This is a genomic window from Bdellovibrio sp. CKG001 (genome assembly GCF_055397465.1).
The window spans coordinates 914,151-939,432 of sequence record NZ_AP029173.1 but is presented as its reverse complement, the minus strand read 5'-3'; the positions used below and the strand labels follow the sequence as shown (position 1 = coordinate 939,432).

Sequence of the window (25,282 nt, the reverse complement as noted above, 5' to 3'; positions counted from 1 at the left end):
GATTCCAAAACCTAAGAGACATAAAGCCACCGCGGTCAAACAAGGTGGCTTTTTTCTTTAGGTACGAACGCTAAGGCCGTCTTTCAAAGCCAGCTTCTGAGCGCGCAGGGCCGGAATCAGGCCAATCACCGTTCCACCCACCAAAGTAATCAACAGATAGACCAACTCAGAACGTGTAAACCACGGCCCCACCAGATAAAGACCAAATTCAGTCTCGATCCAAGGCTTCAAAGCCGCCACCAGACCAACTGACAAAACCACCCCAGAGAAAACACCCACGGCGGTCAAAAGAGCGGACTCAAACACCAGCAACCCGACAATCTGTGTGGACTTCGCACCAACAGCGCGCAAAATGGCCATCTCACGACGGCGTTCATTCAGGGTCGTCGTCAACGCAATCAACATCGCCATAAATCCTACAACGACCACCATCCAGGAAATCATGCGAAGTACGCCTTCGACATAGGACAGACCATTCCAAAGCTCACTCAAAGTCGCCCCGGGAATGATCGCCAGCAAGGGCTCGTCCTTGTAGGTGTTGATTTCCCGCTGCAACTTCAAAGTTTCAATGCGGGACTTCGCCCCGACAAAAAAGGCCGTGATTGTGTGCACAGGCAGGGTCTCTTTACTTAGCTGGTTGTGAGGCACGATTTTATCCGGCGAAGGGGCTGAGCCATCCTGCCAGTCAATGTGCAAAGCCTCCATCCCCTGTAGGGACATATAAACCGCGCGGTCCAGTGGCGTTCCCGTAGCTTCTAAAATTCCGGAAATCTTAAACGGACGATCATCGTGCTGAAGAATGCCTTCACCCTTGGTCACCCCGTGAGTCACCACCACACGATCACCCAGCTTGTAACCCAGCTTGCGAGCCACCTCGGCACCGACAACCACATCCCAAAGGTCGTTGAACTCCTGTCCTTCAGCCAAAGTGACTTTGCGATCCCCACGATAGTGATAGTACTTAAAGAAATCCTGGGTGGTTCCGACAACTCGGAATCCACGATGCCCATCCCCCAAAGAATACGGAATCGTCCATTCTATCGCCGGGTTGGTGCGGACTTTTTCGTAAGTCTCGTAGGAGATATTATGGGTCGCATTTCCCATATTAAACACAGTGTACAGAATCAACTGCAATGGACCACTGCGAGCCCCGACAATCAGATCTGTTTTACTGATTGTCTGTGTGAAACCTTCCTCCGCAGCCCGCTTGGCACGTTCGACGGTCAACAGCAAGGCCACACTTAAAGCAATGGAAATCACCGTAAGCGTTGTCGCAAACGCCCGATTCTGCAAAGACTTGATTGCCAACTTCAAAAAGACCATCACACAACCTTGTTAATGGATTCTAAAGAAAGAGAACGACTGAATAGTTTTTCAATGCTGCGGTCATGGGATACAAAAATCACCGTGGTGCCATACAGCTCGGAAAGTTCGAACATCAGTTTCAGGAATTTTTCGCGATGATCCGCATCCAGAGCCGAAGTCGGTTCATCCGCCAGAATCAGATCCGGTTTTCCTAACAAGGCTCGGGCCACAGCTACACGCTGCTGCTGCCCGACACTCAGCTCAGTGACCTTCTTTTCCAGAAGGTCCGCAATCCCCAGGTTGCCGCACAAAGCACGGATCACCATTTCGGTATCCACAGTGCCCAGACGAGCCTTGCGGGACGCACTTAAATGCAATGGAAGTTCGATGTTTTCCTGCACGGAAAGATACGGGATCAAGTTGAAGCTTTGAAAGACATAGCCCATGTGCTCGGCACGGAAGGAATCACGCTGGGCATCGGACATCTTTGCCAGATCTTGCCCCAGAATCTCGACCGAACCTGAGGTCGGGCGCAGAACCCCGGCCAGAATTTCCAGCAAGGTGGTTTTCCCTGTTCCGCTGGGACCGTACAAAAACAGCTCTTCGCCTTTGTTCACCCGGAACTCAGGAACGTGCAACGTGGGAGTTGTCTGCCCACTGTATGTGTAGGTCAGATCTCTCAGGGTGATCAATTCACTACTTGAGCTCAAGACTTTCTCCGTTCTTTTTCACTTCCAGAGATTTTTGCACCTGGTCCACAAGAACTTCGACCTGCACCCTCTTCAGGCGAGGATAAAACTTCTGAAAGTTGAAGGTCACCGTGCTACCCGCCACCGGCGCCTCGCAATTCACAGCAAACTCTGCTTCGACGTCGGAATGGCTTTTTTGTTCGATGACTTCAAAGATCTCCTTTTTCACTTCGCATTTCAGCGAAGGATCAAAGACCATCATCTCGGACATGTTGTCGAGCTTGGCCAGACCTTCCTCTTTTTTCTGTTTGTCTTTTTTGCTTTTTGCGGAATGCTCGAAGCCGTAAATCGCTTCGGATGGAGCATGGAACTCCACTTTGCCTTTTTTACCGTCAAAGGCGATACTGACTTTTCCCGCGCCATGAACATGAGCTCCATGTTCCGTGTGCGCCAATGCCATCAATGACAAGAGAAGAACTTTTAACACAAAGACCTCCTTGAGGGTTTTTATTTATACGGTTCGATGGCCTCTCCGATCAGCTCGAAGGACGCATCCCCATACATAGATTTCTTAGTGACTAGATTCAAAGTTCCGTGAACCCAAATCGGGCCAATGGCCGCATCGGTTCCCTTTTTCATTTTCACATAGACCATTTGATTCGGAGGAGGTGGCGGCACGTGAATACAGGCTTGAGGACTTGGCACCAGCAGAAACTCCACCACTTCTTTTTGATTGTCCTCCAAAGGAACCATGAAACCCGGAATTTTCACCGTTTTCCCATCCAGTGCCTTCAACTCTGAAGAAGAATTCCCGGTGATATAATCCATTTCACCGAGCAACCGCCAATCCACTTCGACACCGTTTAAAACAGCTCCACCAGAGCCTGCCAGCTGATAAACAACTGCGGCTGTCACGGCCACCAAAATGAAAATTCCTGCTAAAACCCACTTCTTCATATTTCCATTAAAGACTCTGCCCCCATTAAATGCAATAGCTTTGCGCAGCGCCCGAGCCTCTGCTATAACGAGTACTTGTTAGTCAAAAAAGGGCCAATTTTATGAGCAGCAAAATTCAAAGTGTCCGCGGCACTCGAGATCTTCTTCCTGAAGACAACCTTCTTTTCCGATTTGTCGAAGAATCCGCCTATAAAAAGGCACTTCTGTACGGCTACGGCGAGATCGAAACCCCAATTTTCGAGTTTTCTGACGTTTTTCACCGCACTTTGGGCGAAACCTCTGATGTTGTTAATAAAGAGACGTATGATTTTACAGATCGTGGTGGAGAGAAATTGACCCTGCGTCCCGAGGGCACTGCTGGTGTGGCTCGCTCTTTTATCTCTGAAGGCATGATGCAGAATCTTCCTTTGAAGTTCTATTATTCCGGCCCGATGTTTCGTTATGAGCGACCACAAAAAGGACGTTATCGCCAATTTTACCAATTGGGCGCGGAGTGTTTAGGTTACGAATCCCCATTGGCCGACGTGGAGTGCATTGCCCTGGCGTGGGATCTGCTGAAACAAATCGGCATTTCCGAGGACTGCACACTGGAAATCAATACGCTGGGTGACGCCGAAAGCCGCGCGGCTTACCGCGACACCCTTGTTCAATACTTTACAACTCACAAGGATCAACTTTCCGAGGATAGCAAAATGCGTCTGGAGAAAAATCCTCTGCGCATTTTGGACTCCAAAGACGAGGGCGATAAAAAACTAAACGCCAATGCCCCGAAACTTGAACAATCCTTGAATCAGACTTCTCAGGACTTCTTCAAAAAGGTTCTGGCGGGTATTGAAAAGCTCGGCATCCCTTACAAGGTGAACAATCACCTTGTGCGCGGTCTGGACTATTACTGCCACACCGTTTTTGAGTTCACCACGTCCAAACTGGGCGCGCAGGGGACTGTTTTGGCAGGGGGTCGTTACGATGGTTTGATTGAAACCATGGGTGGGCCGAAAACTCCGGGTGTGGGATGGGCTGCGGGCATCGACCGTTTGGCCGATCTAGTTCCTAAAGAGCTGGCGGTGAAGCCCGAGGTTCTGGTGGCTGTGATTGGCGCGGATGACCAGGGTGAGGATGAAAGCGTGAAAGTCGCCCATGAAATCCGCAGCCGCGGCCTGAAAGCTGAAAACTTCCTGTCCGGCAAAATGGGTAAGAAAATGCAAAAGGCCAACAAAGCCGGTGCCCACTATGCTTTGATTTTGGGAGGCAACGAAGTCACAAATAAAACTGTGACGGTGAAGAACTTCGCCACCGGGGAACAAAAAGAAATTTCCCGCGAGGAACTGAAGACCTTTCCGTTTTCCATTTAAATCCTACGAAAGAAAAAACCCGCTTTGAAAAGCGGGTTTTTTTGATTCTTTCTTACTTGATATTTCGCAGTTTGAATTCCATTTTCGGGAAGATGATTCCCCCACCAAACCCCAGCTTCACCGCGACGTGAAACAAATCATTCACCCTGTTCTGAGCTGGCAACCAAGAACCCTCAAGTCCCAGAAAAGCCTCCGCGACGACGCCGACCCCCCGGCCATAAACCGCGCCATTGAGTTCGCTGATATTCACCCCGCTGGGAATGAAGCTGAACATCCACTTGTACGCAATCTCAAACTTGAGTCCGCCGTTTTTGAAGTCACACAAATACATCTCAGGGATCCGCACCACTTCGTCAGTTCCTGGCACCAGAAACGCAGCATCAAAGGTCCACACGTCGTGATCCATCAAAAGAGCCCCGTTCATGCCATGCGCATAAAGATAACCTTTGATGGGAATCTTCTGATCCGAATCAACCTTGAATTGCTGTTGCAAGGTCAAAACCAACTGATCAATCTGTTCCTGATTCAGACGAGTGTTCTTTTTCAAAGAGGCCACCAGAGTTTCCCGGGACATCCCCTCGTCCTTGTCAAAATCCAAAGCCCAAGCCTTTGACGGACTCAACGAAAGCCATCCCAACAACAACACGGACATGACAAGTCTGACGATCATGGTGATTTCTCCTTCTCAAAAAGGCTACCGCGAAAGGTCGGTCGTGAAAAGACTCTGTTGAGCTATTTTACTGAAATAAAGATCTCTATCTGCGTGTTGCCCGGATCAGCACTTCTGTGATCGTACACTTCAAAGTCCGCACGATAAGCACGCTCGCCACCCAACTGCGTGGCTGACAAGCTCCAAATATGCTGCCATGCCTCGATCACCACGTTCGGCATCGGACCTTTCGGGGTGGTGAATACGGAATACCTGGAAGCTGGCAGAACCTTTGACACCAATCCTGCAGGAACGTCCGCGAATGAGCCGACCTGCTTCCCAAGCACAAACGAGTATTCGCCATTCACATCACTTTCATAATCCGTATAAATCGCAAAGACGTCATCCGAAACGGCGTTAACGATCTGTCCCGCTACATTTTCCTGAAAAAACCTCTGCCAATGAGCACCAATCCTACCCGCCCCGTTCATTTCCGCCTGGTTGCTGGTACGCACTTCAATGCCCACAATCATAATATCGTTCTTTTCCATCATGACAGATTTCACTGCATTACCTCGTTTATTTCAGAAACAAAAAAGCCACCGGGAGGTGGCTTTGATGCTTTTACTTGCGATTCAACTTGATCGAGTGTCCCTTACTCCAGCCGGAGATCTTCAAAGAACTTGCTCGCGTCCAGACAAACATCATGATCAAACCAACGACAAACATCACCAAGCTCAACCACTGACCGCGGGTCAGCCCCAAAGCCTGGAATCCGATGTGTGCATCTGGCATACGGAAGTGTTCATCCACTACACGCACCACCGCGTAAATCAGGATAAAGCAAGCCGCAATGAAGCCGGGCTTGCGAGGCTTTCTCCACAAGAAGAACAAGAACAGGAAGATCACCAGCCCCTCGCCCACTGCGGCGAACAGTTGCGATGGATAACGGGGGGTCAGCAACGGTGCAATCGCCTCTTTGGCCGCCGTGTTGCCATCCTGAATGGACTCGATCACCTTATTCAAAATGGAATAAAGCTGATCACGCGCGCCCATGTCGAAGCGGAATTTATCGACGAGTTCCAACCACTGCTCGCGGCCCACGCCGATTTTCTCAACAACCGGAACCAGCTCGGACAACTTGCCGGCTTCCTGAGAGGGCCAGCTTGTGATGTCCTGCGGAAACTTCACTGCCAAAGGATAAGTCGGATCGCAAGGACGACCCACCAGCTCACCGTTGATGAAATTCGCGATACGACCGAAGAACACACCGACCGGACCGCTGACAGCCACTAGGTCAAAGAGATAAAGAGTGTTCACGGAGTACTTGCGTGCATACAACCAACAAGCGATCACGATACCGATTATACCACCGTGGCTGGCCATCCCACCTTCGTTCACCGCCAGGACACCCCAGTACGGGAAGGTTGCTTTGAATTTCAAAAACAGATCCGGGCCATAGAACAAGACATAACCCAAACGACCGCCCACCAGGGTTCCGATGGCGGCGTAGGTGATAAAATCGCCCACCATTTGCGCTGTCATGCCTGCACGCTGTCTGCGCACCAACCAGGTGATCAGCAGATAGGCGCAGATAAAACCCATCATGTACGACAGACCATACCAGCGAACGCCAAAGTCTCCGGAAATTCTTAATGCAAAGGGATCGAAATCATGAACCACAGGATATCCTTCTTTTTGTAAAACTAATTCTTAGTCCACGTCGCAAAGTGATGCACTCACGACATCGTGATCTACCTGATTTGAGACGCTCTATGGACCTGGGACCATAAAAGCGAGAAAATAGGGGTATGTCTAGGTTTTCATCTGTGCTTCTACTCTGCATTATTTTGACCGTGTCTCTGGCCGAGGCACAAAGTGCCAGCCGCTGGGGCAGCGGGATTGATTTCACCAAGCGAGCCGCCGCCCGGGAAAAGGGCCGCTGGTCTCTGTCTGAGTGGATGGAGACCAAAAACCGCAACCGCATGATGGACATGTGGCTGTCGGTCAACTCACCCTCCCCCTATGAGTTCGCTCTGGGAGGCACCTACAACTCTTTCAAAACGGAAGTGGAAGGTTCAGGCACGAGCGAATCTCACGTCTCGTACAGCGGTGAGGTTTCCGCCTATGCCCAGTTTGTCGGCCTGACCGGCGAATATGAAAACAACACGGAAGAAAACTTCAGCGACCTCGGTGGAATGCTCAACATCCGCCTGCTGGGGAACTCGATCCAAAACACCGCTTTTACTATCCATTACGGTCTGCGCACACGCGAAGGCACCGGAGACCGCCTGTCCCAGCAGTTTGGGCAGGTTTCACTGCAGGTGTATCTAACCAAGTATTTCGGAATCGACGGAAAATATCGTTATTTCCTTCCCACCTCCACGGATGATTTGGGGGATGTCGAAGGAAATCGGGCCGAAGCCGGGCTTTTTATAGACTTTAAAGCCGTCCGGATCTTCGGAAGCTGGTTTAAGGAGAGCCAGAAAACAAAAATCCCTGCCGCGACGGATGACACAGTCACCGATCGCACAGGGATCAGGTCAGGAATCAAGATCTTCTTCTAAGAAGACGAAACCCTCCCCAAGCAGAAAACCGTCAAAAAGGTTCGTATGCAAGGCGGAGGGTTTTTTGCGTATCGGAGGCCCGGATGGCCCGACACAAAACTAGCAGGATGCTAGTTTTGCGCGCAGCCCGAAGGGTTAAGGGCAGGAGCCCTTAACACGAAGTCAGACGGGCCTTTTTCACGGTTTTAATCCAACTGGATCAATTTGTTTTCGCCGCTTACGAAGTACGACTCAGTCGCTTGCTCGTAGGCCATTGGAGAAGTGGCTTTCCACTCCATGTTCATTTGCATACCAGCTACAGGATCACGTTTTGTACCTGTGTTGAATACAGAAGGGATCACGGCTGTTGCGTCGAAGTTGAAGCCCCAAGCAACAGAAAGGTTTGCAGGCATGAATGTCGCGTTTGTGATGTATTTACCAACGCCATCAGCAGAACCACCGGCAGTGTAAGTTACACGGTAAGAGAAATCGACAACAGCCATGCCGAAGCCGTTTTCATAAACTACATTGTAAACTTTGGACTGAGGAACATTCCAGCCATGAAGGTCAGACCAGCAAGTCAAACCAGCAGGAAGAGCATTGGCAGTGTCCATTTTCAAGTTAACAACAGATTTACCTGCGTTGATAACTGCGAAGATTTTTTTACCGATGTTGATGATTTGATCCACGATCAACTCAATTGCATTCAATGGATTCACTTCGTTCGCGATATCGCTTTCGCCAGTGAATTTCACGCGCAATGGACGTTGAGAGTTGCAATCCTGAGACAAACCGTTTGCACCTTTGGCAAACGTATCCATCTGCGGATACTGCTCAGTCACGTCACGAACTGTGACTTTTTTGATTTCGAAGTAAGCTTTATCAGTAGCAAAAGCGGAAGACGCCATACCCAGTGTCAACGCCGCTGCGATTAGAGAACGAATCATTTGGACCCCCTTGTTTCGTTGGCAGGGGTCATATCAAGGCAAATACGAGCTTTCAAACGAAAAAGCCCAACTGCTAACTATTTAATCTTCTGCATTGCGTTACCACTGCTTAGTGAGCGTAAGCATAGGGAAAATCCAGGATTTCGAGTTCGAATCGTTCGATTCCACTCCAGAAACAGTCTTCTTCGAGTAAGTGGCTAAATAGTAATTCAGTGATGCCCCCAAATGGAAGCCTTCGCGCACTTCTGGCATGACACCGAACTGAAACCACATGCTGGTCCCCGTCCACTCTTCTGTGGTGGTCCCATCGGAAAACTTGCCCTTGCTCAGAATATTGTAGGCCATGCTCAGGCTGTAAAGCTGATTGCGCCCGAACTGCCACTTCAGATAAGGTCCCGTGTCAGTAGAACTGTAGGTCGTGGTCGCCGTGTCCTTGTCCGTATGAGAAATGCCCGAGTAGTTCCACCCACCCCAGATATTCTTTTTCAGACTGAAAAGCGCCCCGAGATTATAAAAATACTTCGTTGAGGTTTGAGTTTCAGAGGTGGAAAGGGTGTCCCCCATATAGGTCCCCCCCACTTCCAGCAAAAAGCCGGCATGGGCGGTGCTTGATACGAACAAAAAAAGCAGCGGCAACAATAGTCTCACAGCTTTTCTATCGGAAGAATTGATTAGGACCCCAAGGCCAGTCAGGGTCCAGGAGGGTCCGGTTATTTGTTACGCTGAAGAAGGGCGGCATAGAAGCCGTCATAGCCCTCTTTATCCGGGCGCACATGAATCTGCTTGAGCAAAGTCCAGTCGGCTCCGTGTTCGCTCATGAACTTTTCAATCTGCTTTTCATTTTCGCTCGGGAACAGACTGCAGGTCGCGTAAACCATCTGCCCGCCTTTTTTGGTCATCTTGCAATAACCTGTCAGGATCTCGTACTGCAAACCGTGCAGGCGGTCGATCTCTTCATTGCTCAGCTTCCACTTGCTGTCAGGGTTGCGGCGCAAAACACCCATCCCTGAACAAGGCACATCCAAAAGCAGGCGATCGGCAGTATCGTACAGTCGTTTGATCACCTTGTTGGAATCAATCAAACGCGTTTCGATGATATCCACCCCGTCACGGCGCGCGCGGACTTTGAGTTCTTGCAGCTTCCACTCATGAATATCCAGAGAGATGATCTTGCCCTTGTTCTTCATCATCGAAGCCAGATGCAGGCTTTTTCCACCCGCACCCGCACACGCATCAATCACACGGTGGCCGGGTTCAACTCCCAACAAAGGTGCGACCATCTGAGAAGCCGCATCCTGAACCTCAAACAAACCCTTCTTAAAAGGCTCGGTGATGAATACGTTTTTACGTTCCACCAATCGCAAAGCATTCGGCAGATCCGGAGAAACTTTCGTGGCGTTGATACCAGCGGTCTCGAGCGTTTTGATCAGTTCATCCGGAGTCGTTTTCAAGGTGTTGGTGCGCAAATAAACTTCAGCGGGCTTATTCAGAGCGCGCATGGCGTCTTTCCACTCGTCGCCCAACTCCTGCTGTCCACGTGCGTGCATCCAGTCCGGGATCGACTGAGCCACGGCAAAAGAAGACACATTCTTTTCACGCGCAATCACTTCGGCCGGGTTCAACCCCTGCAGCTCTTCCCAGTCAGGAAGCTCATTTCCCTGACGAATCCAGTAAGCGCCCCAGACCTTCCAAAGATCATTGTCATCAGCCATGTGACTGAGCAGACGTTCCCAGCGCACGATTTCGTAGACGGATTCGGCAAAGAAACGACGGTCGCGGGAACCCCAGCGCGTGTTCGCCTTCAGGTGACGCTGAATAACTTTGTCTGCATAGAAGCCCTGTTCAAAGACTTCATCAAGGGCAGTAACGATTTCGGATACGAGGTGCTTATGAATTTTCAAAATGTAAATACCAGGCCAGTGGCCAAAAAGGTTCCGTTGAACTGCCCGGAGGACAGAATAAGAAGGTGGTTTTTTAAACCAGCTTCGATGAAGAATCCAGTATTTTCAAAGATATCAAAGAAACGAGCGCCTGCGATCAACTGATAGTCCAAAGACAGTGCAGATTTTCCAGAGGCCTGTTTAAAGAACACACCCAGCCCCAGCCCCGCACCGAAATAAAGCGGAAAACGTGAGGACGCATCAGGGAAGGTGATCAAAGGCAGGAAGGATAATTTCGTCGGATTTTCATCGGCCAGCTCAAATTCTGAATAATCCAGGCGCAGTGCCAGATCCATGGAGTTGTACCACTCACCCACTCGGTAAGTGACGCCAAACTGATTTTTCCCCGCATCGTCCTCCTGACCATTTTTACCCCAGTCATAGGATTGCGATGCCATATAGCGGCCGAAGTGCAAAGCCAGGTAATGATCAGAAGCCGCTCGCACCGAGTCTCCATAGGACTCAGCCGGATCACGGGGCTGGAAGTACTTGGCCGCCGCCTCACGTCCAACGACAGGCTGGGAATTTTGAGCTGTGGCCACAGAAGCGACAAACAAGGGCAAAATCAACGATAGAAAAGTCTTCACACGCACCTCAATTCTGCCCTCTATTCTATCCAGCTTTTAGCCCGCCACGGAAGGTCTATAACGCACATAGGCAAAGCCACTGGACCCGTTGACTCAAGACGGTCGGCTCCCTAATCTCCGGCTAGCTTTTGAGACGGGACTAAAGACTATGAAATGCCCATTTTGCGGACATGCTGATGACAGAGTTTTGGATACCCGAGTGCAGAAAGATGGCAGCATTCGCCGCCGTCGCGAATGCCTCGAGTGCAAGGCTCGTTTTTCAACAGTAGAAACCATCATGCTGGCTTTCCCGTTCATCATCAAAAAAGATGGACGCCGTGAACCGTTCAGCAAAGAAAAGATCCTGAAAGGCCTGCAAGCTTCCTGTCAAAAGCGCCCGGTCAGTCTGGCGCAGATTGATGCCGTGGTGGAAAAGATCTCTGCCTGGGTGATCAACCGCGGTGAATCCGAGATCTCTTCCCGTCTGATCGGGAAAAAAGTCATGGCGGAACTAAAACAACTGGATGACGTTGCCTATATTCGCTTTGCAAGTGTATACAGAACTTTCAAAGACGTTCAGGAATTTGTGGAGACCCTGGAAGACGCCGAGCTTCTTGATTTTGTCGACGCAAGTAATCCACAATTAAGCCTCACCGCTATGACATTTGTTGAAAGCGAGAAAAGTACGAACCATGAAACTGACAGCAAGACGCCAAGCCCGCGAACTCGCCCTCCAGGTCCTCTTTCAAACTGAGTTTGCTCCGCAGATCAGCTACCAAACCTTCCTTGAAGTGTTTGAGCAGAGTCTTGACCCCGAAGTGATTTCCTACGCCGATCAACTTGTGACCGGTGTGCAGTCGCAGAAAGCCGCCATTGATTCCAAAATTCAAGCCTCCAGTGCTCACTGGAAGGTCGAACGCATGGCCACAATTGATCGCAACATTCTGCGCATCGCAGTTTATGAAATGCGATTCGCCGCAGATCCGATCAAAGAAAACATCGTCATCAATGAAGCCGTGGAAATTGCCAAGAAATATGGCACATCGGATTCCGGCAGCTTCGTCAACGGTCTTCTGGATCAAGTCGGTAAGGCTCGCTAATGGCACTCAGCGTACTTTCCCAGGCCAGCGCACTGAACCCAGGTTCCGACCTGTGGATTGTGCCTGATCTGGAAAAGTCACCTTGGACCGCCAAGCTGGACTGGTATCTGAATTTTCAAGTTTGCAAATCTTCGCGCCATCACACTCCGGCCATTCCCGCGTTTGTGGAAACTGTTGTGCAAGAGGCAGAACTGGAATCTCCGTTTCAACCTGCCACATCTTCGGCCCCTTTGATGATCGCCTCTGAAAAACTGCTGCCCAATAAGTGGGTCGTGGTTCTTCCGTGGAACGGGGATCTTGCCGCCTGGACGGCGGAAGTGTTCGGCATCTGGAAAAACCTGAAAGAGCCGACCTTGCGCATTTTCCTGCCACCTGGACAAAGTACCGGGAACCTGCAGATTGCCTGGCAAGCCCACCACCCTGCACAGGATTTCACTGTCGTACTTGATTAAGTGCGTGTTTCTCCCCAGAATAAAATGATCAGCGTGGGAGAACGTCATGGAAAAACTGTCGCAAACAATCGTGTCAAAAATCACCAACCTACAGAAGCGTTTGGAATCCGTTCTGGATAATGATTTTGAGGCGAAGGTTGAAGCCAGCGAACGTACAGCCCACTTTGAGCCATCCCGAGATCTGTCCTTGGTGCGCGGTCTTTCCCTGGGGCTTCCAGAGGATCATATCGACCGTGCGATTGTGGTGTTTTCCCGACTGGCGATGTTGTTTGATGCCGGAGTTCTTCTGGAAAACAACGATGCTCAATGGAAGGCTCAAGCTTATTTCCATAAAGGGGCCACTCAGCTTTTAAAAAACAACTCCAAAGCCGTTCTGCGCCTGCCACCGATGAATATGCTTTCGGTTTTGACCACCAACTCCGAACAAATGCTTAGCAAACTGCAACTGCAGCATCTGGATCCGGAAAACAAAACGTCCTGCCTGCTGATCAAGGCCAGCCCTGACTTTGCGTTTTTACTGTTTTCGGGAATGGCCGATCTTTGGCTGAAAGAGCATATCGAAAATGTTCGCACAGCTCTGATCAATGGACTTGCTGACTAATGACGGACTCTCAAACCTACACGATCTATATTCTTTCAGACAGTACCGGTGAAACTGCCGCCACCATGATCCGTGCGGCTCTGGTTCAGTACACCACCAAAGACGTCAACATCATCCGCTGTAAAAATGTGCGCACCGAAGCCCAGGCCGAAGCCGTGATCGAAGAATGCTTTGAGCGCCGCGGAATGCTGGCCTACACGGTGGCCAGCCAAGGCCTGCGCGCCAAGATCCGGGAAATGGCTTCTGGCAAAGGCATCCCTTACTTTGACCTTCTGGGACCTTTGCTTTCCACCCTGGACACGTTCTTTGGACAACATTCCGAAGACGCCGTGGGCGCTTTGCGTGCGGTGGATGAAAGATACTTCAAACGCATTGAGGCGATTGAATACACGGTGAAACACGATGACGGAAAAACGTTTGCAGAGCTGGACAAAGCCGACATCGTGCTGGTCGGAATTTCCCGCACCAGCAAAACTCCGCTGTCGATCTTCCTTAGCCACAAGGGCTGGAAGGTCGCCAACGTGCCGCTGGTTCTGGACACCCCCCTGCCGGAAGAGCTTTTCAAAATTGATCAGCGCCGGATCGTGGGTTTGATCATCGATATGGATTCCCTGCAAAGAATTCGCAAAAGTCGATTGGAAAAGTTCGGCCAAGATCCCGGCGGATCTTACGCTTCAATGTCTCATATCGCCAAAGAAATCGAATACGCCGAGAAGATCTTTAAGGTGAATCGGCGCTGGCCGGTGTTTAACGTCACCGAACGCGCCTTGGAAGAAACGGCCAGCGAAATTGTGCGCATCATCGCCGCCCGTCTGGGACTTCCCGACAGCGTGATTTTCTAGGAATGGCGTACTTCTTGCTGCCATTAAGTTGACCTGCGGAGAGATTCCTCCAGCAAGGCAGGAGGATGAAGTGAAAAAGCTGATCTCATTAGTAGTTCTGTCTCTTTTTGGGACACTTCAGGTTCAGGCACAGAGTGCAGAACTCAATACTCGGGCCGCGATCGCCGCTCGTTGTACCCCCAGTGTCAACCCCCTTTACACCAAAGACTTCAAGTGGGGCTATGAGCTGCCGGAAATGCTGCTCAAATTTACAGAAATGTATGAGTCTCCGAAAAGACTTTCCAGGAACGCCTATTTCGATTCAACGACACAAACAATCCGCCTGCCCTATTATGCTGACCGAGGCGGAGATGTCGTGGTGGACGAATCCTTTGTGCAAACAGTGGCTCGCCACATAGAAAAAGGCCTTCAGTTGGATGTGGTTGATGCTGTGTTCTTTCCGGACATGGGACATTCCCATCTTTTGATTCCCGAGAAGTTAATGCAGGAGAAGTACGATCGCTTCCCTGTGCAGGCGATGTCCCGGTTCTATGAAGAGGTTTTCCGCGACGGTCAGATCAAGTTCCTGTATCACACGGCAGAACAGCTCAAGATGCTTGATGAAAATAATCAGGTTCTTCCCGATCCGAGAGTTCGTCACCGCCATAGAACACGAAACCTGGTGGGCGAAAATCACACCCAAGCGGAAATGTCTCTTGTGCAAAACCCAGCCAGCGCCGCCAATACGGCCAGTGAGGTGAAGGGATATTTCTGGTGGGGGGCTGGCTTTAATCTGAGCGCGAATAAAAAAGGTTGTTTTGCCTATCGCGCCCACGGCCGGGTCTATTACTTTGATATCAGTCTTTACGATCTGGAATATGATCCTTCCGACGGCGGATGGTAGTCTCTGATTCCCCTAGTATTTGAATTTGATTGTTTTAATTTTCAGGCCTTCGGATTCTTTGACGAAGGCCACATAACCTTCCCCATTCTTCGTTTTGCCTTTCAGTTCCATGCAGTAAAACTCAGATCGCTTTTGAGTCGGCTGGATTTTGTTTTTTTCGGTGCAGTCCTGCAATCCTGTGAACTCATAACCGATATCCAAAAACTGTATCATTTTGTTTTGCTCGGGCATCACCAGCGTGGAAGCTAAATATCCCCGAGCGCAGGACACAAATACATCCTGCGGTGTTCGTTTGGCGCAAGCCCGGAAATCCTTCCAGACTTTGTTGGCGTCATCCAGAGAGCCTTGCGCTGAGAGCACGAAAAAACTGGCAGCGATGGCAGCGCATATCGGAAGAATCCTCATCGCACACCCTGCCCTTTCTTTTCGCCGAACAACTTAAAGAGCAGATAGTTGGCGCCTCCGCCCATCACGGCCTGAGCGGTGTCGAGAACATCCTTCGTGGTCATGGCCGAGGCCTTTTCCACTTGAGATGTCCCTGTGCCCAGACAGCGCGGATGCAACAGCAAAGAGGCGAATTCGCCATTTTTGGATTTCATTTCCTCGCAAAGACCTTCCACCGCCGGGCACTTCTGTCCCCACTTCTTAGTGACCGTGGCTATCGCCTGATACATCTCCTGATCGGCGTAGCTGTTGCAATTGATGGTTTCATCCATCGATGGCACGAAGTAATCTTCGATTTTAAATTCCCGGTTCTTTACAAAACGACCGTTCTGACAAAGGGCAATGGCGGGCTTGCCATCAAAAAGATCCCGCCAGAAATAAAGCCCCTGATAGTTGGCTGACAGATCCGCATAGGACTTCACGCCCGGACGCTGCAATCCCCATGTGGCCTGTTCCTGCAGAACTCCGACCTCCAGGGCTTTTTTGACCTTGTCCTTGGGAAGAGCCGGATCCTGCCCGACCATGTCCCAATAAGTCGCCCCATGCGCGAAAAAGTGATCGATCTTATCCAGACCGATATAGAATGTCTGACCTTGGATGTTCACCTTATAGGATTGGGAAAAATAAAGATCGGTGTAAGGGCGGCCGGCCCGATAAGGCACTTCGCGGGCGAAGCGAGGCCCCGCAACAGGCGCATTCACATAGACGGCCTTATACACTTGCGGCAAATTGCGATCCAGATCGTCCTGCACAAAGTCCAAAAACTTCTTTCGATCACACCCGAACTTTGCGGGGAACTCCTGCAGATTCATGTCCAGAACGCCATTGATGGCTTTATTGATTTCCGCATTAGCGACCACGGCTTTGGAATCCCGGCGCGCAGAAAAATTATCGGGCTCTCCGGCACTGACGTTCCACGATAAGAGAAGGGCAATTAAAAAGGCCATGGAATCATTATCCAATGGCCTTTTGTTTTTGCCCAGACCCATCGCCGGTCCTTCTTTATATTCAGACCTAAGCCGCGCGCCCTAAGGAGCTTCGCCGCGTTTCCCTGCCCAGAGCCACAGCCCTTGCGGCCCCATCTGCAGGATAAAGCGATCCTCCATGGAGCTTTCAAAGGTCATTTCAAAAGACTGGGGAAAGTCTTGAGTTGCCACAAATGCCTTCACACTGCGCCCCTGAATCGTCACACTTTCAGACGGCAGGAAGCGAATGGTGCAAGTCGCTCTGACATCTTCACGGGCACATTCAATTTTCACACTTTCATCCACCGACAACCAACGGAAACGACTGTCGGCACCGACGGCGTCCATGAATTGCTGAATACGCCCCACTGCGGCTCGTTCATTCAACAGAACACCCACTTTTTCCGCGCGATGAAAGACTGCGACTGAATCAGCTGCTGCAAAAACTTGCGCCGAGCCCAAGAAGCTCACTAAGAATAAAAAAACCTTCTTCATAAAATCTCCTGTTTGTCAGATTGCGTTCGCGTTTGAAAAATTACCCGCTATTTCTGGAATGGTGTAATGCCCCTGCAACGCTTTGTTTGTAATCCCGCACCCAACCACAAAAGCGATGGATTGGAATCTGTAACCCCCGATACTCTTTCACAAAATCACCAAGGAGACACCCATGAAAAAAATGTTTTTACTGATTCTTACTTCGTTTGCATTTGCCGGCACGGCAGGCGCGATAGAAACCTATAGCTCAGCGCAGGATATCCCAGAGATGGCGGCTGTGGAGCCTATCTGGACAGCCGACTTCGAACGTCCCTCGTGCCCCAAGGGATACTTGGTTGCCAAGAAATACTGCTGGAGCAATTCGTCCCTCTGCTTTGAGCATTGTGGCTATATCTGCAGCAAAGTGCCTAAGCCAAATGATCCAAGCGAGCGTCACTGATTTAGACACCCCTGCAAGTTTTGCCCGTTGGGCAGGAAGGGGCTGGACACCGGCCCCTTCTGATTTTAGCTTCGTTTTCTATGTCTCGTTTATTTCTCGCTTTTATTACTGTTTTGGCGTCTTTTGCAGCGACGGCCTCATCCTGCCTTCCCAGCGACCAATCCTGCGACTTCTACGCCTGTAAAGAGCGCGAACAAGCCTGCGGCAAAAGAGGTTATTGGCAAAATTTCGGATATCCCTATTGTCAAAAATTCCTGAAAGATGAGGCCCGGTTTTCACCACAGTCGCAGATCTGGCTTCAGGATGTTCGATATTGCCTGCAGGAACGTATTCAGGAAGTGGCCGAAGGCACAAGCTGCAAAGACCTGCACACCATGGCCATGGACAGCCACGTCAGCTGTTACGTGGACACCGGATTCTGCGATCTAAAGTACATGGAACAAGTGCGCATCTACTGGTACTTAAAGGGAGCCCTGCGAAGCGCCGACACCTGGCGCGAGGCGTATCTTTTGAAACAAGCTTGCGCCCAACGTTTTAAGTAAAGAGCTCAATCGGTCTGTTTTTCCCAGATAAACTCCAGATCCTCTTCGCCCATAAGAACTTTCAAATAAAGACGCTGGTCTTTCAGACGAAGAGTCGTCCAGCTCTCAAAGCCCAGGCGCATGTCAGGATCCTGGGAACACCAGGACGCATTGTCAGGATGAACTTCGACAACCTTTTGATAGAGTTCTTCGCCCCGCCAGCTGTAACGAGCCCGTCTTTCACAGAAGCCATGTTCTCCGTCTCGCCAATAGCGCAGGATGTTTTCGCTTTCAGAGCCAAACTGATAAACGATGTGCAGTGCCGGGTTCGGCGGTGGCAGCTCGCGATCCTGATACCACAGACCCACAAAAATCCAGATCCCCAGCAAACTCATAACAACCCCCGCTTGGAAAGTATCGCCAAGGCCGCTCCGGCATCCTGAGCTGACAATTTTTCCAGACACACATCCTTCAAAGTTTTTCCAAAGTCGGCAAAATCGCTGCCTGGAACCAGTCGATTCAGAACGCTCATGGCGATTTCCAGGCCCTTGCTTGCACCCAACTGTTCAGACAACTCCCACAAGGTTCCGCTGACAATTCCAGAATCATGATACAGCCCCCCGTTGCGATCCCCCAAGGACAGGCTGTTCAAAACAGTTCTGCGAAAAGGTGCTTTCTTATAAGAGACTTCTCCCATCCGCGGACTGCCCAACTGCATGGCTGTGAAATAGTCGGCAAAGCCCTCATTCAAAGATCCGCCCTCTCCTTCAAAAGGAAGCTTGGCCAGCACATCAATCACTGCATGAGCACTTTCATGAATGACAATGGACGGATCCCGGGGAATGTGTTGATAGTACTCATCATCCCCCTGCCCCAAACGGATTTTTCCCTGATAATAAAAAGCTGAATTGGTCTTTTCCGGATAACCGACAAACACTTCCGCCTGCACTTGAAAAGGCAAGGTGAAGCCCAGACGACTTTGGAACCAACTAAAGGATTCGTTTAAGTAGACAAATGCCTGCGTCTGATCAAAGCGATGATCCTCCATCGAAAACTTCAAAGGCCCCGCAATTTTACTAATTTTATTTTCAGCCTGGGAACTGACATAAACCCAATGATTGGCCAACGCTGGCTCCAAATAGAGCCCCTTCAAGGGAACCTCCTGAACACCACCCCACAAAGGCCCGCGAGGAAACACCCAGGCACTGGTATCGATAAACTGCGAACCAGCGGGGCGAAGAGAGCGAACCTCCAGATTTTTATTCAGCTTCAGAGTCCACATACGACCTTTTTCATCGGCATAATCAACCTGCCAGACGATCTCGTAAAAGCCCTCGCGCTGAGTGATCACCGGAGTCACACTTTGTGGAGGTCTTTTGCGAAAAACAGGAAAGGCCGATTGCAGCTTTTGACGAATCCTCTGCGCATCCTGGTTGACCGCATTCGTATCCAGATGGGCCAAGGCAATTTCGGGTTTCACCACGCCAGCTCTTAGTTGCTTGAGCGCGCCCTTTTCAGAATGAATTTCTTTTCGATAAGAGGATTCAACCACAAAACCGCGATAGGTCTGAGGCTGAAGTCGAACCCACTCGCCCTGGGACAGATTTTTAGGGGCAGCGGCGAAGTCATAGACCGCAAGTTCTTGGGTGATGGGGTTCTCGTCTCCGGCTTTCCAGTCATACACTTGAAAAGATGATTTCGTGCAGGAAGCGAACACGAGAAAAAACAGAGGCAGGATCTTATTCATGACAGCATCCCTTCAAAAACAAAGAGGGCTCGTTGAAGCCCTCTTTTGGGTGCAATTTCTTACTCGATCATCACAGATTTTTCGATGTAAGTGCCATCCCCATTTTCAAAGTGCAAAGTGTGTTTTCCCGGCGCAAAACGGCCCAGACGAACTTCTTTCTGGAAGGGAATTAGTACCATCAGACACATGCCCGGGCTGACGGTCGCGATGGACTTGATATTGTGATAATAAGTGTCCTTGTGCTCGATCTCAGCATTCTTCCACTTGTAACAACCATTCTGGAAGATCCCGTTCACAACAACGTAAACGTCAGAGGCAGAATCAAAACCGCCTGGAACATAAACTCCACTGATACCAATTTGGACATCTTTGGCCACACCTTGTTCTTGGGATGCCAAAGCCACTGAACCTAAACTGACCAACGCTGCCATAATCAAAGAAACGATTTTCATAGTGACTCCTTGAACTCTGTCGTCCATCGACAGGGACCCTTGCTTGGGGTTGATTGCACTCTATCCCCTTCACAAAAAAATTAAGCATGACCAAGGTCATGCTTAATTCTGTGAGTCATGAAAATACAACCTCCTGGTGGAGGCGCTGACTTAGGCCGCTTTCCAGCCCTCTTCGTCCATTTCCGGATGCTCTGGTGGTGCCTTCGCCGTCAAAGTTGTCGCTGGAGCCGGCTGCTTGCCGTCCCCATAAACAACTGTGTTCAGTTCATCCACCACATTCTTCATGATCGCCGCCTGAGAGTTGATCTCTTGCGCTGTACCGGCGATTTCCTCAGAAGACGCGGCATTAGACTGAACTGACTGATCCAGCTGATTCATTGCCTTGGAGATCTGTTGAATGCCCGTGGACTGTTCTTCGCTGGCCATGGAAATTTCGTTGTTGAGATCCGCCACTTTCTTAACCGAAGTCACAATGTTTTTCAGCATTTCGCCGGATTTGTCTGCCTTGTGCGTTCCGCGATCAATTTTCTCTACAGATTCTTTGATCAGACCTGTGATGTCTTTGGCTGCACTGGCAGAACGCTGAGCCAATGTGCGCACGGCTTCGGCCACAACCGCAAAGCCTTTACCGTGTTCCCCGGCACGAGCCGCTTCCACGGATGCATTCAAGGCCAGAAGATTTGTCTGGAAGGCAATATCATCAATCACATTGATGATCTCTTCGATCTGTTTGGATGAAGAGGAAATCTCATTCATGGAAGCCAACAACTCGCCCATCTCTTTTTCACCCTGAACGGCTGTTTCAGAGGACTGCGCCGACAAAGCCGCCGCCTGTTTCGCGTTGTCAGAATTCATTTTTACCATGGAAGTCATTTCTTCCAAAGCCGCCACAGTTTCTTCCAAAGAAGCCGCAGAAGAACTGGAGGATTCCGACAAGGACTGCCCCGCAATGGACAACTGGTGAATTGCAGAAGACACCAGGTCACCAGAACTTTGCAGCTTGTTGGCCAGGCCACTGACAGATTTGGAGATCATTCGGGCAATTGCCATCACCGCCACCAGCAACACGAAGATGCCGGAAAGAGCGATAATAATCTGAGTCCAAACCATCGTGTTAGCTTCAGCCAACACCGTGCTGGTTGGAGTTCTGACGATCAAAGCCCATGGCTCTTGTGTGTGACCCAAATTCATCGGAGAGACCACATACAGGTATTCCTTTTGATCCTTCGGATCCACACCTGTGATCGTCAGCTCTTCACCCTTGCTGATCGCCGCTTTGAATTTTTCAGCTTCAAACGGATATTCAGCTGGTTTGGTAATCATCTTTTCATCGGGATGTGAAACGTAGTTACCACGAGCCGTCACAAGATATGCTTCGGAAGTTTCAAATGGCTTTACACCGTTGGCTTTGGCTTGAATCTCTTTCAAAGGCAGATCCACACCGGAGTTTCCAACGAACTTGCCATCAATAAAGATAGGTACAACCGCCGAGGTCATCAACACCTGTACACCGTCAATCGGATAGAGATAAGGCTCGATCATGGTTTCTTTACCACGGGCTTGAGGCACCAGATAGTAGTCTCCTTCACCCGGCTTGCTGTAACCGATCAATGGAGTCAAAGAAGACTTGCCGCCTTCCCAGTTCAAATATGGAACAAAGCGACCTGTCGTATCGTGCCCCTGAACTGAAACATAGTCAGCGTCCTTGCCATCCCAGGCATTAGGCTCCCAACCTGTCCAGGCACCAATCAGAAACTTGTTCTTTTCCAGAATTTCACGCAAAGCCTCGGCCACTTGAGAACGGCCCGTGGTGTTGCGCTTCTTAAATGATTCTAAAACATGAGCCATGCTTCGGGCGATATCCAACCCGCGCTCAACTTCCAGGCGCATTTCTGCCGCGTAGGCTCTTGCCGTGGCGACGGTTTTATCGGTCGCTCCCTTTTTGGCTGTTTCGTGGCCGTTGCGTGCCATCAAAAAGGTCATCGTTCCCAATACAAGCAATGCAATCAAAATAATAGGGACTGCCAACTTGACCTGAATAGAATACTGTTTCTTCATTTAAGACTTCTCCCGAAATAGAATCTGAATAATTCTTTCGGAAAAACTTGTTCATAAATGAATACTACAAAAGTCTAACCTTTTTCCTGTTGAGCCAGAGTTTGATAGAAGACCTCGACCAAGGCCTTGCTTTCTGAATTCTTTTTATAATAGAACATCAGATCAATTTCGTAGTGCATGTCTTTTACGTACACCCGATTCAAACGACCTGAACGCACTTGCTTTTTAATCGAGTGCGCGGGCAGGAATCCCCAACCCAACCCGGCTTCGATCACACGTTTTAATGTCCCCACATTGGAAGACTCAAAAATTGCGCTGACCTTCGCTCCTTGTGACTGAATCTTGCCGTGCAGTTCACTGTAAAAAGCCGGGAACTCTTCGGTGAAGTCCACCAAAGGGAAGGCTCCCATATCCTTCACCATAATCTGCTGAGGCATCTTTTCGTCTTTGCTGGAGCCCACCAGCCACATTTCCTCTTTCAACAAAAAGCGTTGTTCGCTGCCGTCAAGTTCAGAGTCGAACTCTGTCTTGGTGTCAGGCAGAATCAACACATCGTAGTGACCTTTTTTATAGCCCTTGATCAGCTCATCACCACGATCGTACTCGATCTTCAGGGTCAGTTCCGGATTATGCCGCATCAGACGCCCCACAATGGGACTCATCACGTGCAATCCCAAGGAGTTCAGTGTCCCAATTCGCAACTGCCCCTTCATCTGATTCCCGATGGATTTGATGGCTATTTCCGCCTGCTGGGTCAGATGTATAATCTTTTTGGCATACTCGTAAAGAACCTCCCCTTGAGGAGTGGCCTTAATGGAACGCACCCCCCTAACCAGCAGCTCAACCCCTAGATCTTCCTCCAGATTACGAATCTGCTGAGAGACTGCGGGCTGGGTCAGATAGAGCTTGTCCGCTGCCGCAGTCATGCTGCCCTCGCTGATGACGGTCACGAATGTGGTCAGCTGATAAAGGTTCTTCACAGGAAATCTCCCTTTTTTGCTCTTTGATCCCAGAGGAAATTGTTATTATACTTACTGCAGCCTACTTCGGTGAACCCGAAGTGTAAACCCATCCGGCACCGCCGGATTGTAAACCAGTACAGCACAGCCGAGGTCTGCATGAAGTATCGTTTGTTAGCATCACTCGCCGTTATTCTACTCAGTTTTAGCGCCCATGCAAAAGTCTTTCGTAACGCTTACATCGCATTTGAAATGCCAGAGTCCTGGAAGTGCAATCTGGAGCAAACCGAATGGGTCTGCCGAAGTGAACAAACCAAGGAAGCCAAAGAAGCCATCATCATTCTGACCGCCAAAGAAGTCGGTCCGACGGACACCTTTGCTCTTTATGAATCGCACCTGAACACACCTATTTCTGTGGCCTTGAAGGGCGGCGGCTCTGCCGAATCCAAAATCGTCTATAAATCCAAAAGTGTGCAGATCAACGACCAGACATGGGTGGATTCACTGCACCTGGGCTCTGAAGTTCCCAACTATTTCACTCGCTATTTGGCGACCATTAAAGACAAAATTGCCATCCTGATCACCTTCAGCGCCCACAAGCAGTACTACACCAAATACAGCCAGGATTTCTTCAAGGCGGTGATGAGCTTACGCGTGATCGCCTCTAAGAACCTTCTGGCTAAACCGGAACTGGGCCCAATCCGCCCTGGCTCGGAAACGTTGGGAGCCCCGATCAGTTCCGCCATGCCTGCGGATATGCTGCAAGGTGAAGAAGAAGGTGGCAAAGGCAACAATAAGACCCTGCTTCTGGCCGGAGCGATCCTGTTAGCTGCTTTGGGTGCCTTCATCTTCTTGAAGGCCCGCAAAAAACGCAGATAAGATCCAGATCAAAAGTTAAAAACAAAAACCCCACAACCTGCAAAGTTGTGGGGTTTTTATTTGTCTTTATGTCATCTTTTACTTCAGGCGCTCAATGACCGGCTTGTACTTTTCAAACTGAGGAATGATCTTTTCATCCCCGTAAACCAGAACCTTGAACTTAGCCGGGTTTACGACTTTCCTGAAGGCCGCATTGGCCTCTTTCGGCTTGATGGCTCCGACATTCTTGTTGAAATCCGTCAGATAATTGACCGGGATACCATAAAAATCCAAAGCCAGAAGATTGTAAGCCAGGCGATCTGCAGTCTCAATAGCTCTCGGGAACTGACCGATCAACTGGTTACGTCCCGCACTGACCTCAGCTTCGGTCGCCCCGTTATTGACAAAATCTGTCAGTACCTTCAAAGCCTCCTCCAAGGTCTTTCCAGCAGTTTCGTTCTTCGTAAAGGTCACGATGTCATAGCTTCCACGTTCTTTACGAACATCGAAGTACGAATAGATGGAGTATGTCAGTCCCAGATCATCACGTACTTTCTGGTTCAGACGACTGGCAAAACTGCCACCCACGGTTTCATTTGCCAGACGCAGGCGCAAGTAATCAGGATCTGCGCGATCGATTCCCACCTGTCCGATGCGAATTTGAGTCTGCTGCAGCCCCTTTTTCACTATCAGCTTCACCTGAAGGCTCTCACTGACTGGAGGAGCCTCGACCTGAACCTCTGGAGTGGTGCGCTTTGTCCATTTTCCAAAGACCTCTTTTACGCGGTTTTCATAGGCTGCATCGTAGCTTCCCACCACCGCCAGCAACGAGTTGTTCGGACGGAAGAATGTCAGATAGTGCTTGATCACATCCTGCTTGCCGATGGACTTCAACCCCTCCGGAGTGCCATTGGTGTCACGTCCATAAGGATGATTGCCAAAGATAAACTGATCCATTTTTTCGTCAGCAAAAGAGGACGGATTGTCGATCTTCTTTTGCAAACCCGCCAGCATCTGGGAACGAATGCGGGCGATTTCCGCATCTTTAAAGGCCGGGTTCATTGTCACATCCGCGAAAAGATCCAGTAACGTCTGGGCTCCGGTTGTCAAAGCATCAGCATACACCGTTGTGGCGTCTGCACTGGGGCTGATATCCACGCTGGAACCCAATTGCCCAAACTCATCCGCCAGTTTCAAAGCGTCCCGTGATTGAGTGCCCTGCTCCAGAAGATAGGACGTCAAGGCATTCAGGCCGGCCTTGGAGCCTTCCTGCATGCTGCCAGTCTTGATCATCAAAGTCAGACTGACCCGCGGAAGACTGGCATCATGAATGAAATAAACTTTCAAACCATTTTCCAAAGTGACTTCTTTATATGGCTGCAAAGTGAAGGACCCATTGCCCTTTGTGACATACCCCTCTGTCGGAGGCTTCACTGTTTTTTTGGTCGAGCTGGAACAAGCCACCAGCGCAGAACATACAAGAGGAAGTGTCAAAGCTGCGGTAAATATTCTCAT

General features: G+C 50.0%; 31 protein-coding genes. 11 read left to right on the top strand and 20 right to left on the bottom strand.

Translation table 11 applies throughout. The features are described from left to right. Positions 1-57 precede the first annotated feature (57 nt). The 4 genes from ACZ50P_RS04675 to ACZ50P_RS04660 are packed head-to-tail and all read right to left on the bottom strand — an operon-like array spanning position 58 to position 2,951. The gene (locus ACZ50P_RS04675; RefSeq protein WP_464135180.1) at positions 58-1,323 is read right to left on the bottom strand and encodes an ABC transporter permease; all 1,266 of its coding nucleotides are present in this window, start codon (positions 1,321-1,323) and stop codon (positions 58-60) included. Further along, positions 1,323-2,015 carry an ABC transporter ATP-binding protein gene (locus tag ACZ50P_RS04670; RefSeq protein ID WP_464133824.1) on the bottom strand — a complete coding sequence of 231 codons (693 nt, stop codon included), beginning with the start codon at positions 2,013-2,015 and terminating at the stop codon, positions 1,323-1,325. The genes ACZ50P_RS04675 and ACZ50P_RS04670 overlap by 1 nt, the downstream gene beginning before the upstream one ends. Next, on the bottom strand, positions 2,002-2,481 hold the full coding sequence (locus tag ACZ50P_RS04665) for a ZrgA family zinc uptake protein (protein WP_464133821.1): 480 nt from the start codon (positions 2,479-2,481) through the stop codon (positions 2,002-2,004). The genes ACZ50P_RS04670 and ACZ50P_RS04665 overlap by 14 nt, the downstream gene beginning before the upstream one ends. 20 nt (positions 2,482-2,501) lie before the next feature. After that, entirely contained in the window at positions 2,502-2,951 is a 450-nt protein-coding gene (locus tag ACZ50P_RS04660; RefSeq protein ID WP_464117908.1) for a DUF3299 domain-containing protein, read from the bottom strand. Positions 2,952-3,052: 101 nt separating this feature from the next. Here ACZ50P_RS04660 and hisS point away from each other — a divergent pair, with 101 nt between their 5' ends. Beyond that, entirely contained in the window at positions 3,053-4,303 is a 1,251-nt protein-coding gene (hisS, locus tag ACZ50P_RS04655; protein WP_464133819.1) for a histidine--tRNA ligase, read from the top strand. A gap of 52 nt (positions 4,304-4,355) precedes the next feature. Here the strand turns inward: hisS and ACZ50P_RS04650 are convergent, their stop codons facing one another. The 3 genes from ACZ50P_RS04650 to lgt all read right to left on the bottom strand — a co-directional run bounded on the left by ACZ50P_RS04650 (position 4,356) and on the right by lgt (position 6,635). After that, a complete protein-coding gene (locus tag ACZ50P_RS04650; protein ID WP_464133818.1) occupies positions 4,356-4,973 on the bottom strand; it encodes a hypothetical protein in 618 nt (205 codons plus the stop codon). Positions 4,974-5,035: 62 nt separating this feature from the next. After that, on the bottom strand, positions 5,036-5,518 hold the full coding sequence (locus ACZ50P_RS04645; protein ID WP_464117913.1) for a GyrI-like domain-containing protein: 483 nt from the start codon (positions 5,516-5,518) through the stop codon (positions 5,036-5,038). Between the two features lie 58 nt (positions 5,519-5,576). Further along, entirely contained in the window at positions 5,577-6,635 is a 1,059-nt protein-coding gene (lgt, locus tag ACZ50P_RS04640; protein ID WP_464133816.1) for a prolipoprotein diacylglyceryl transferase, read from the bottom strand. Positions 6,636-6,763: 128 nt separating this feature from the next. Between lgt and ACZ50P_RS04635 the strand changes: the two genes are divergently transcribed. After that, positions 6,764-7,519, top strand: a complete 756-nt coding sequence (locus ACZ50P_RS04635; protein ID WP_464133813.1) for a hypothetical protein — start codon at positions 6,764-6,766, stop codon at positions 7,517-7,519. A gap of 185 nt (positions 7,520-7,704) precedes the next feature. Here the strand turns inward: ACZ50P_RS04635 and ACZ50P_RS04630 are convergent, their stop codons facing one another. The 4 genes from ACZ50P_RS04630 to ACZ50P_RS04615 all read right to left on the bottom strand — a co-directional run bounded on the left by ACZ50P_RS04630 (position 7,705) and on the right by ACZ50P_RS04615 (position 10,972). Continuing rightward, positions 7,705-8,445, bottom strand: a complete 741-nt coding sequence (locus tag ACZ50P_RS04630; protein WP_464117918.1) for a hypothetical protein — start codon at positions 8,443-8,445, stop codon at positions 7,705-7,707. 99 nt (positions 8,446-8,544) lie between these two features. Then, on the bottom strand, positions 8,545-9,093 hold the full coding sequence (locus ACZ50P_RS04625; protein ID WP_464133811.1) for a hypothetical protein: 549 nt from the start codon (positions 9,091-9,093) through the stop codon (positions 8,545-8,547). Positions 9,094-9,155: 62 nt separating this feature from the next. Next, positions 9,156-10,346: an RsmB/NOP family class I SAM-dependent RNA methyltransferase gene (locus ACZ50P_RS04620; RefSeq protein ID WP_464133808.1), complete on the bottom strand. Its 1,191-nt coding sequence runs from the start codon at positions 10,344-10,346 to the stop codon at positions 9,156-9,158. Then, a complete protein-coding gene (locus ACZ50P_RS04615; RefSeq protein WP_464133807.1) occupies positions 10,343-10,972 on the bottom strand; it encodes an acyloxyacyl hydrolase in 630 nt (209 codons plus the stop codon). The genes ACZ50P_RS04620 and ACZ50P_RS04615 overlap by 4 nt, the downstream gene beginning before the upstream one ends. 148 nt (positions 10,973-11,120) lie before the next feature. Between ACZ50P_RS04615 and nrdR the strand changes: the two genes are divergently transcribed. From nrdR to ACZ50P_RS04585, 6 genes are all read left to right on the top strand, one after another. Next, a complete protein-coding gene (gene nrdR, locus ACZ50P_RS04610) occupies positions 11,121-11,705 on the top strand; it encodes a transcriptional regulator NrdR (RefSeq protein ID WP_011163623.1) in 585 nt (194 codons plus the stop codon). Next, a complete protein-coding gene (gene nusB, locus ACZ50P_RS04605) occupies positions 11,644-12,051 on the top strand; it encodes a transcription antitermination factor NusB (RefSeq protein WP_464117922.1) in 408 nt (135 codons plus the stop codon). Before nrdR ends, nusB begins: the two co-directional genes overlap by 62 nt. Continuing rightward, a complete protein-coding gene (locus ACZ50P_RS04600) occupies positions 12,051-12,503 on the top strand; it encodes a hypothetical protein (RefSeq protein ID WP_464133805.1) in 453 nt (150 codons plus the stop codon). Before nusB ends, ACZ50P_RS04600 begins: the two co-directional genes overlap by 1 nt. 46 nt (positions 12,504-12,549) lie before the next feature. Next, positions 12,550-13,104 carry a GTP cyclohydrolase gene (locus tag ACZ50P_RS04595; RefSeq protein WP_464117925.1) on the top strand — a complete coding sequence of 185 codons (555 nt, stop codon included), beginning with the start codon at positions 12,550-12,552 and terminating at the stop codon, positions 13,102-13,104. Next, a complete protein-coding gene (locus ACZ50P_RS04590) occupies positions 13,104-13,946 on the top strand; it encodes a pyruvate, water dikinase regulatory protein (protein ID WP_347357236.1) in 843 nt (280 codons plus the stop codon). The genes ACZ50P_RS04595 and ACZ50P_RS04590 overlap by 1 nt, the downstream gene beginning before the upstream one ends. Positions 13,947-14,016: 70 nt before the next feature. Continuing rightward, entirely contained in the window at positions 14,017-14,829 is an 813-nt protein-coding gene (locus ACZ50P_RS04585; RefSeq protein WP_464133803.1) for a hypothetical protein, read from the top strand. Between the two features lie 12 nt (positions 14,830-14,841). On the opposite strand, the gene ACZ50P_RS04580 is transcribed toward ACZ50P_RS04585, so the two are convergent. The 3 genes from ACZ50P_RS04580 to ACZ50P_RS04570 form a co-directional block, all read right to left on the bottom strand. Then, positions 14,842-15,234 carry a hypothetical protein gene (locus ACZ50P_RS04580; RefSeq protein WP_464133801.1) on the bottom strand — a complete coding sequence of 131 codons (393 nt, stop codon included), beginning with the start codon at positions 15,232-15,234 and terminating at the stop codon, positions 14,842-14,844. Then, entirely contained in the window at positions 15,231-16,220 is a 990-nt protein-coding gene (locus tag ACZ50P_RS04575; RefSeq protein WP_464133799.1) for a hypothetical protein, read from the bottom strand. The genes ACZ50P_RS04580 and ACZ50P_RS04575 overlap by 4 nt, the downstream gene beginning before the upstream one ends. Positions 16,221-16,301: 81 nt before the next feature. After that, positions 16,302-16,733 carry a hypothetical protein gene (locus tag ACZ50P_RS04570; protein ID WP_464133797.1) on the bottom strand — a complete coding sequence of 144 codons (432 nt, stop codon included), beginning with the start codon at positions 16,731-16,733 and terminating at the stop codon, positions 16,302-16,304. A 172-nt stretch (positions 16,734-16,905) separates the two neighbouring features. Between ACZ50P_RS04570 and ACZ50P_RS04565 the strand changes: the two genes are divergently transcribed. Continuing rightward, a complete protein-coding gene (locus tag ACZ50P_RS04565; protein WP_464133795.1) occupies positions 16,906-17,172 on the top strand; it encodes a hypothetical protein in 267 nt (88 codons plus the stop codon). A gap of 80 nt (positions 17,173-17,252) precedes the next feature. Next, positions 17,253-17,714, top strand: coding sequence for a hypothetical protein (locus ACZ50P_RS04560; protein WP_464133793.1), 462 nt, complete (start codon positions 17,253-17,255; stop codon positions 17,712-17,714). A gap of 5 nt (positions 17,715-17,719) precedes the next feature. Here ACZ50P_RS04560 and ACZ50P_RS04555 read toward each other — a convergent pair whose 3' ends face one another. The 5 genes from ACZ50P_RS04555 to ACZ50P_RS04535 form a co-directional block, all read right to left on the bottom strand. Next, positions 17,720-18,088 carry a hypothetical protein gene (locus ACZ50P_RS04555; RefSeq protein ID WP_464133790.1) on the bottom strand — a complete coding sequence of 123 codons (369 nt, stop codon included), beginning with the start codon at positions 18,086-18,088 and terminating at the stop codon, positions 17,720-17,722. Then, positions 18,085-19,440: a gluzincin family metallopeptidase gene (locus ACZ50P_RS04550; protein WP_464133788.1), complete on the bottom strand. Its 1,356-nt coding sequence runs from the start codon at positions 19,438-19,440 to the stop codon at positions 18,085-18,087. The genes ACZ50P_RS04555 and ACZ50P_RS04550 overlap by 4 nt, the downstream gene beginning before the upstream one ends. 59 nt (positions 19,441-19,499) lie before the next feature. Continuing rightward, entirely contained in the window at positions 19,500-19,892 is a 393-nt protein-coding gene (locus ACZ50P_RS04545; protein ID WP_464117934.1) for a hypothetical protein, read from the bottom strand. Between the two features lie 150 nt (positions 19,893-20,042). Next, a complete protein-coding gene (locus ACZ50P_RS04540) occupies positions 20,043-21,950 on the bottom strand; it encodes a methyl-accepting chemotaxis protein (RefSeq protein WP_464133786.1) in 1,908 nt (635 codons plus the stop codon). 74 nt (positions 21,951-22,024) lie between these two features. Beyond that, positions 22,025-22,930, bottom strand: a complete 906-nt coding sequence (locus tag ACZ50P_RS04535) for a LysR family transcriptional regulator (protein ID WP_464117938.1) — start codon at positions 22,928-22,930, stop codon at positions 22,025-22,027. Between the two features lie 138 nt (positions 22,931-23,068). Here ACZ50P_RS04535 and ACZ50P_RS04530 point away from each other — a divergent pair, with 138 nt between their 5' ends. Continuing rightward, complete coding sequence (locus ACZ50P_RS04530; protein ID WP_464117939.1) at positions 23,069-23,788, top strand: hypothetical protein; 720 nt, start codon at positions 23,069-23,071, stop codon at positions 23,786-23,788. A 78-nt stretch (positions 23,789-23,866) separates the two neighbouring features. On the opposite strand, the gene ACZ50P_RS04525 is transcribed toward ACZ50P_RS04530, so the two are convergent. Next, positions 23,867-25,282 (bottom strand): M16 family metallopeptidase, encoded by a 1,416-nt coding sequence (locus ACZ50P_RS04525; RefSeq protein ID WP_464133784.1) that lies wholly within the window; start codon positions 25,280-25,282, stop codon positions 23,867-23,869.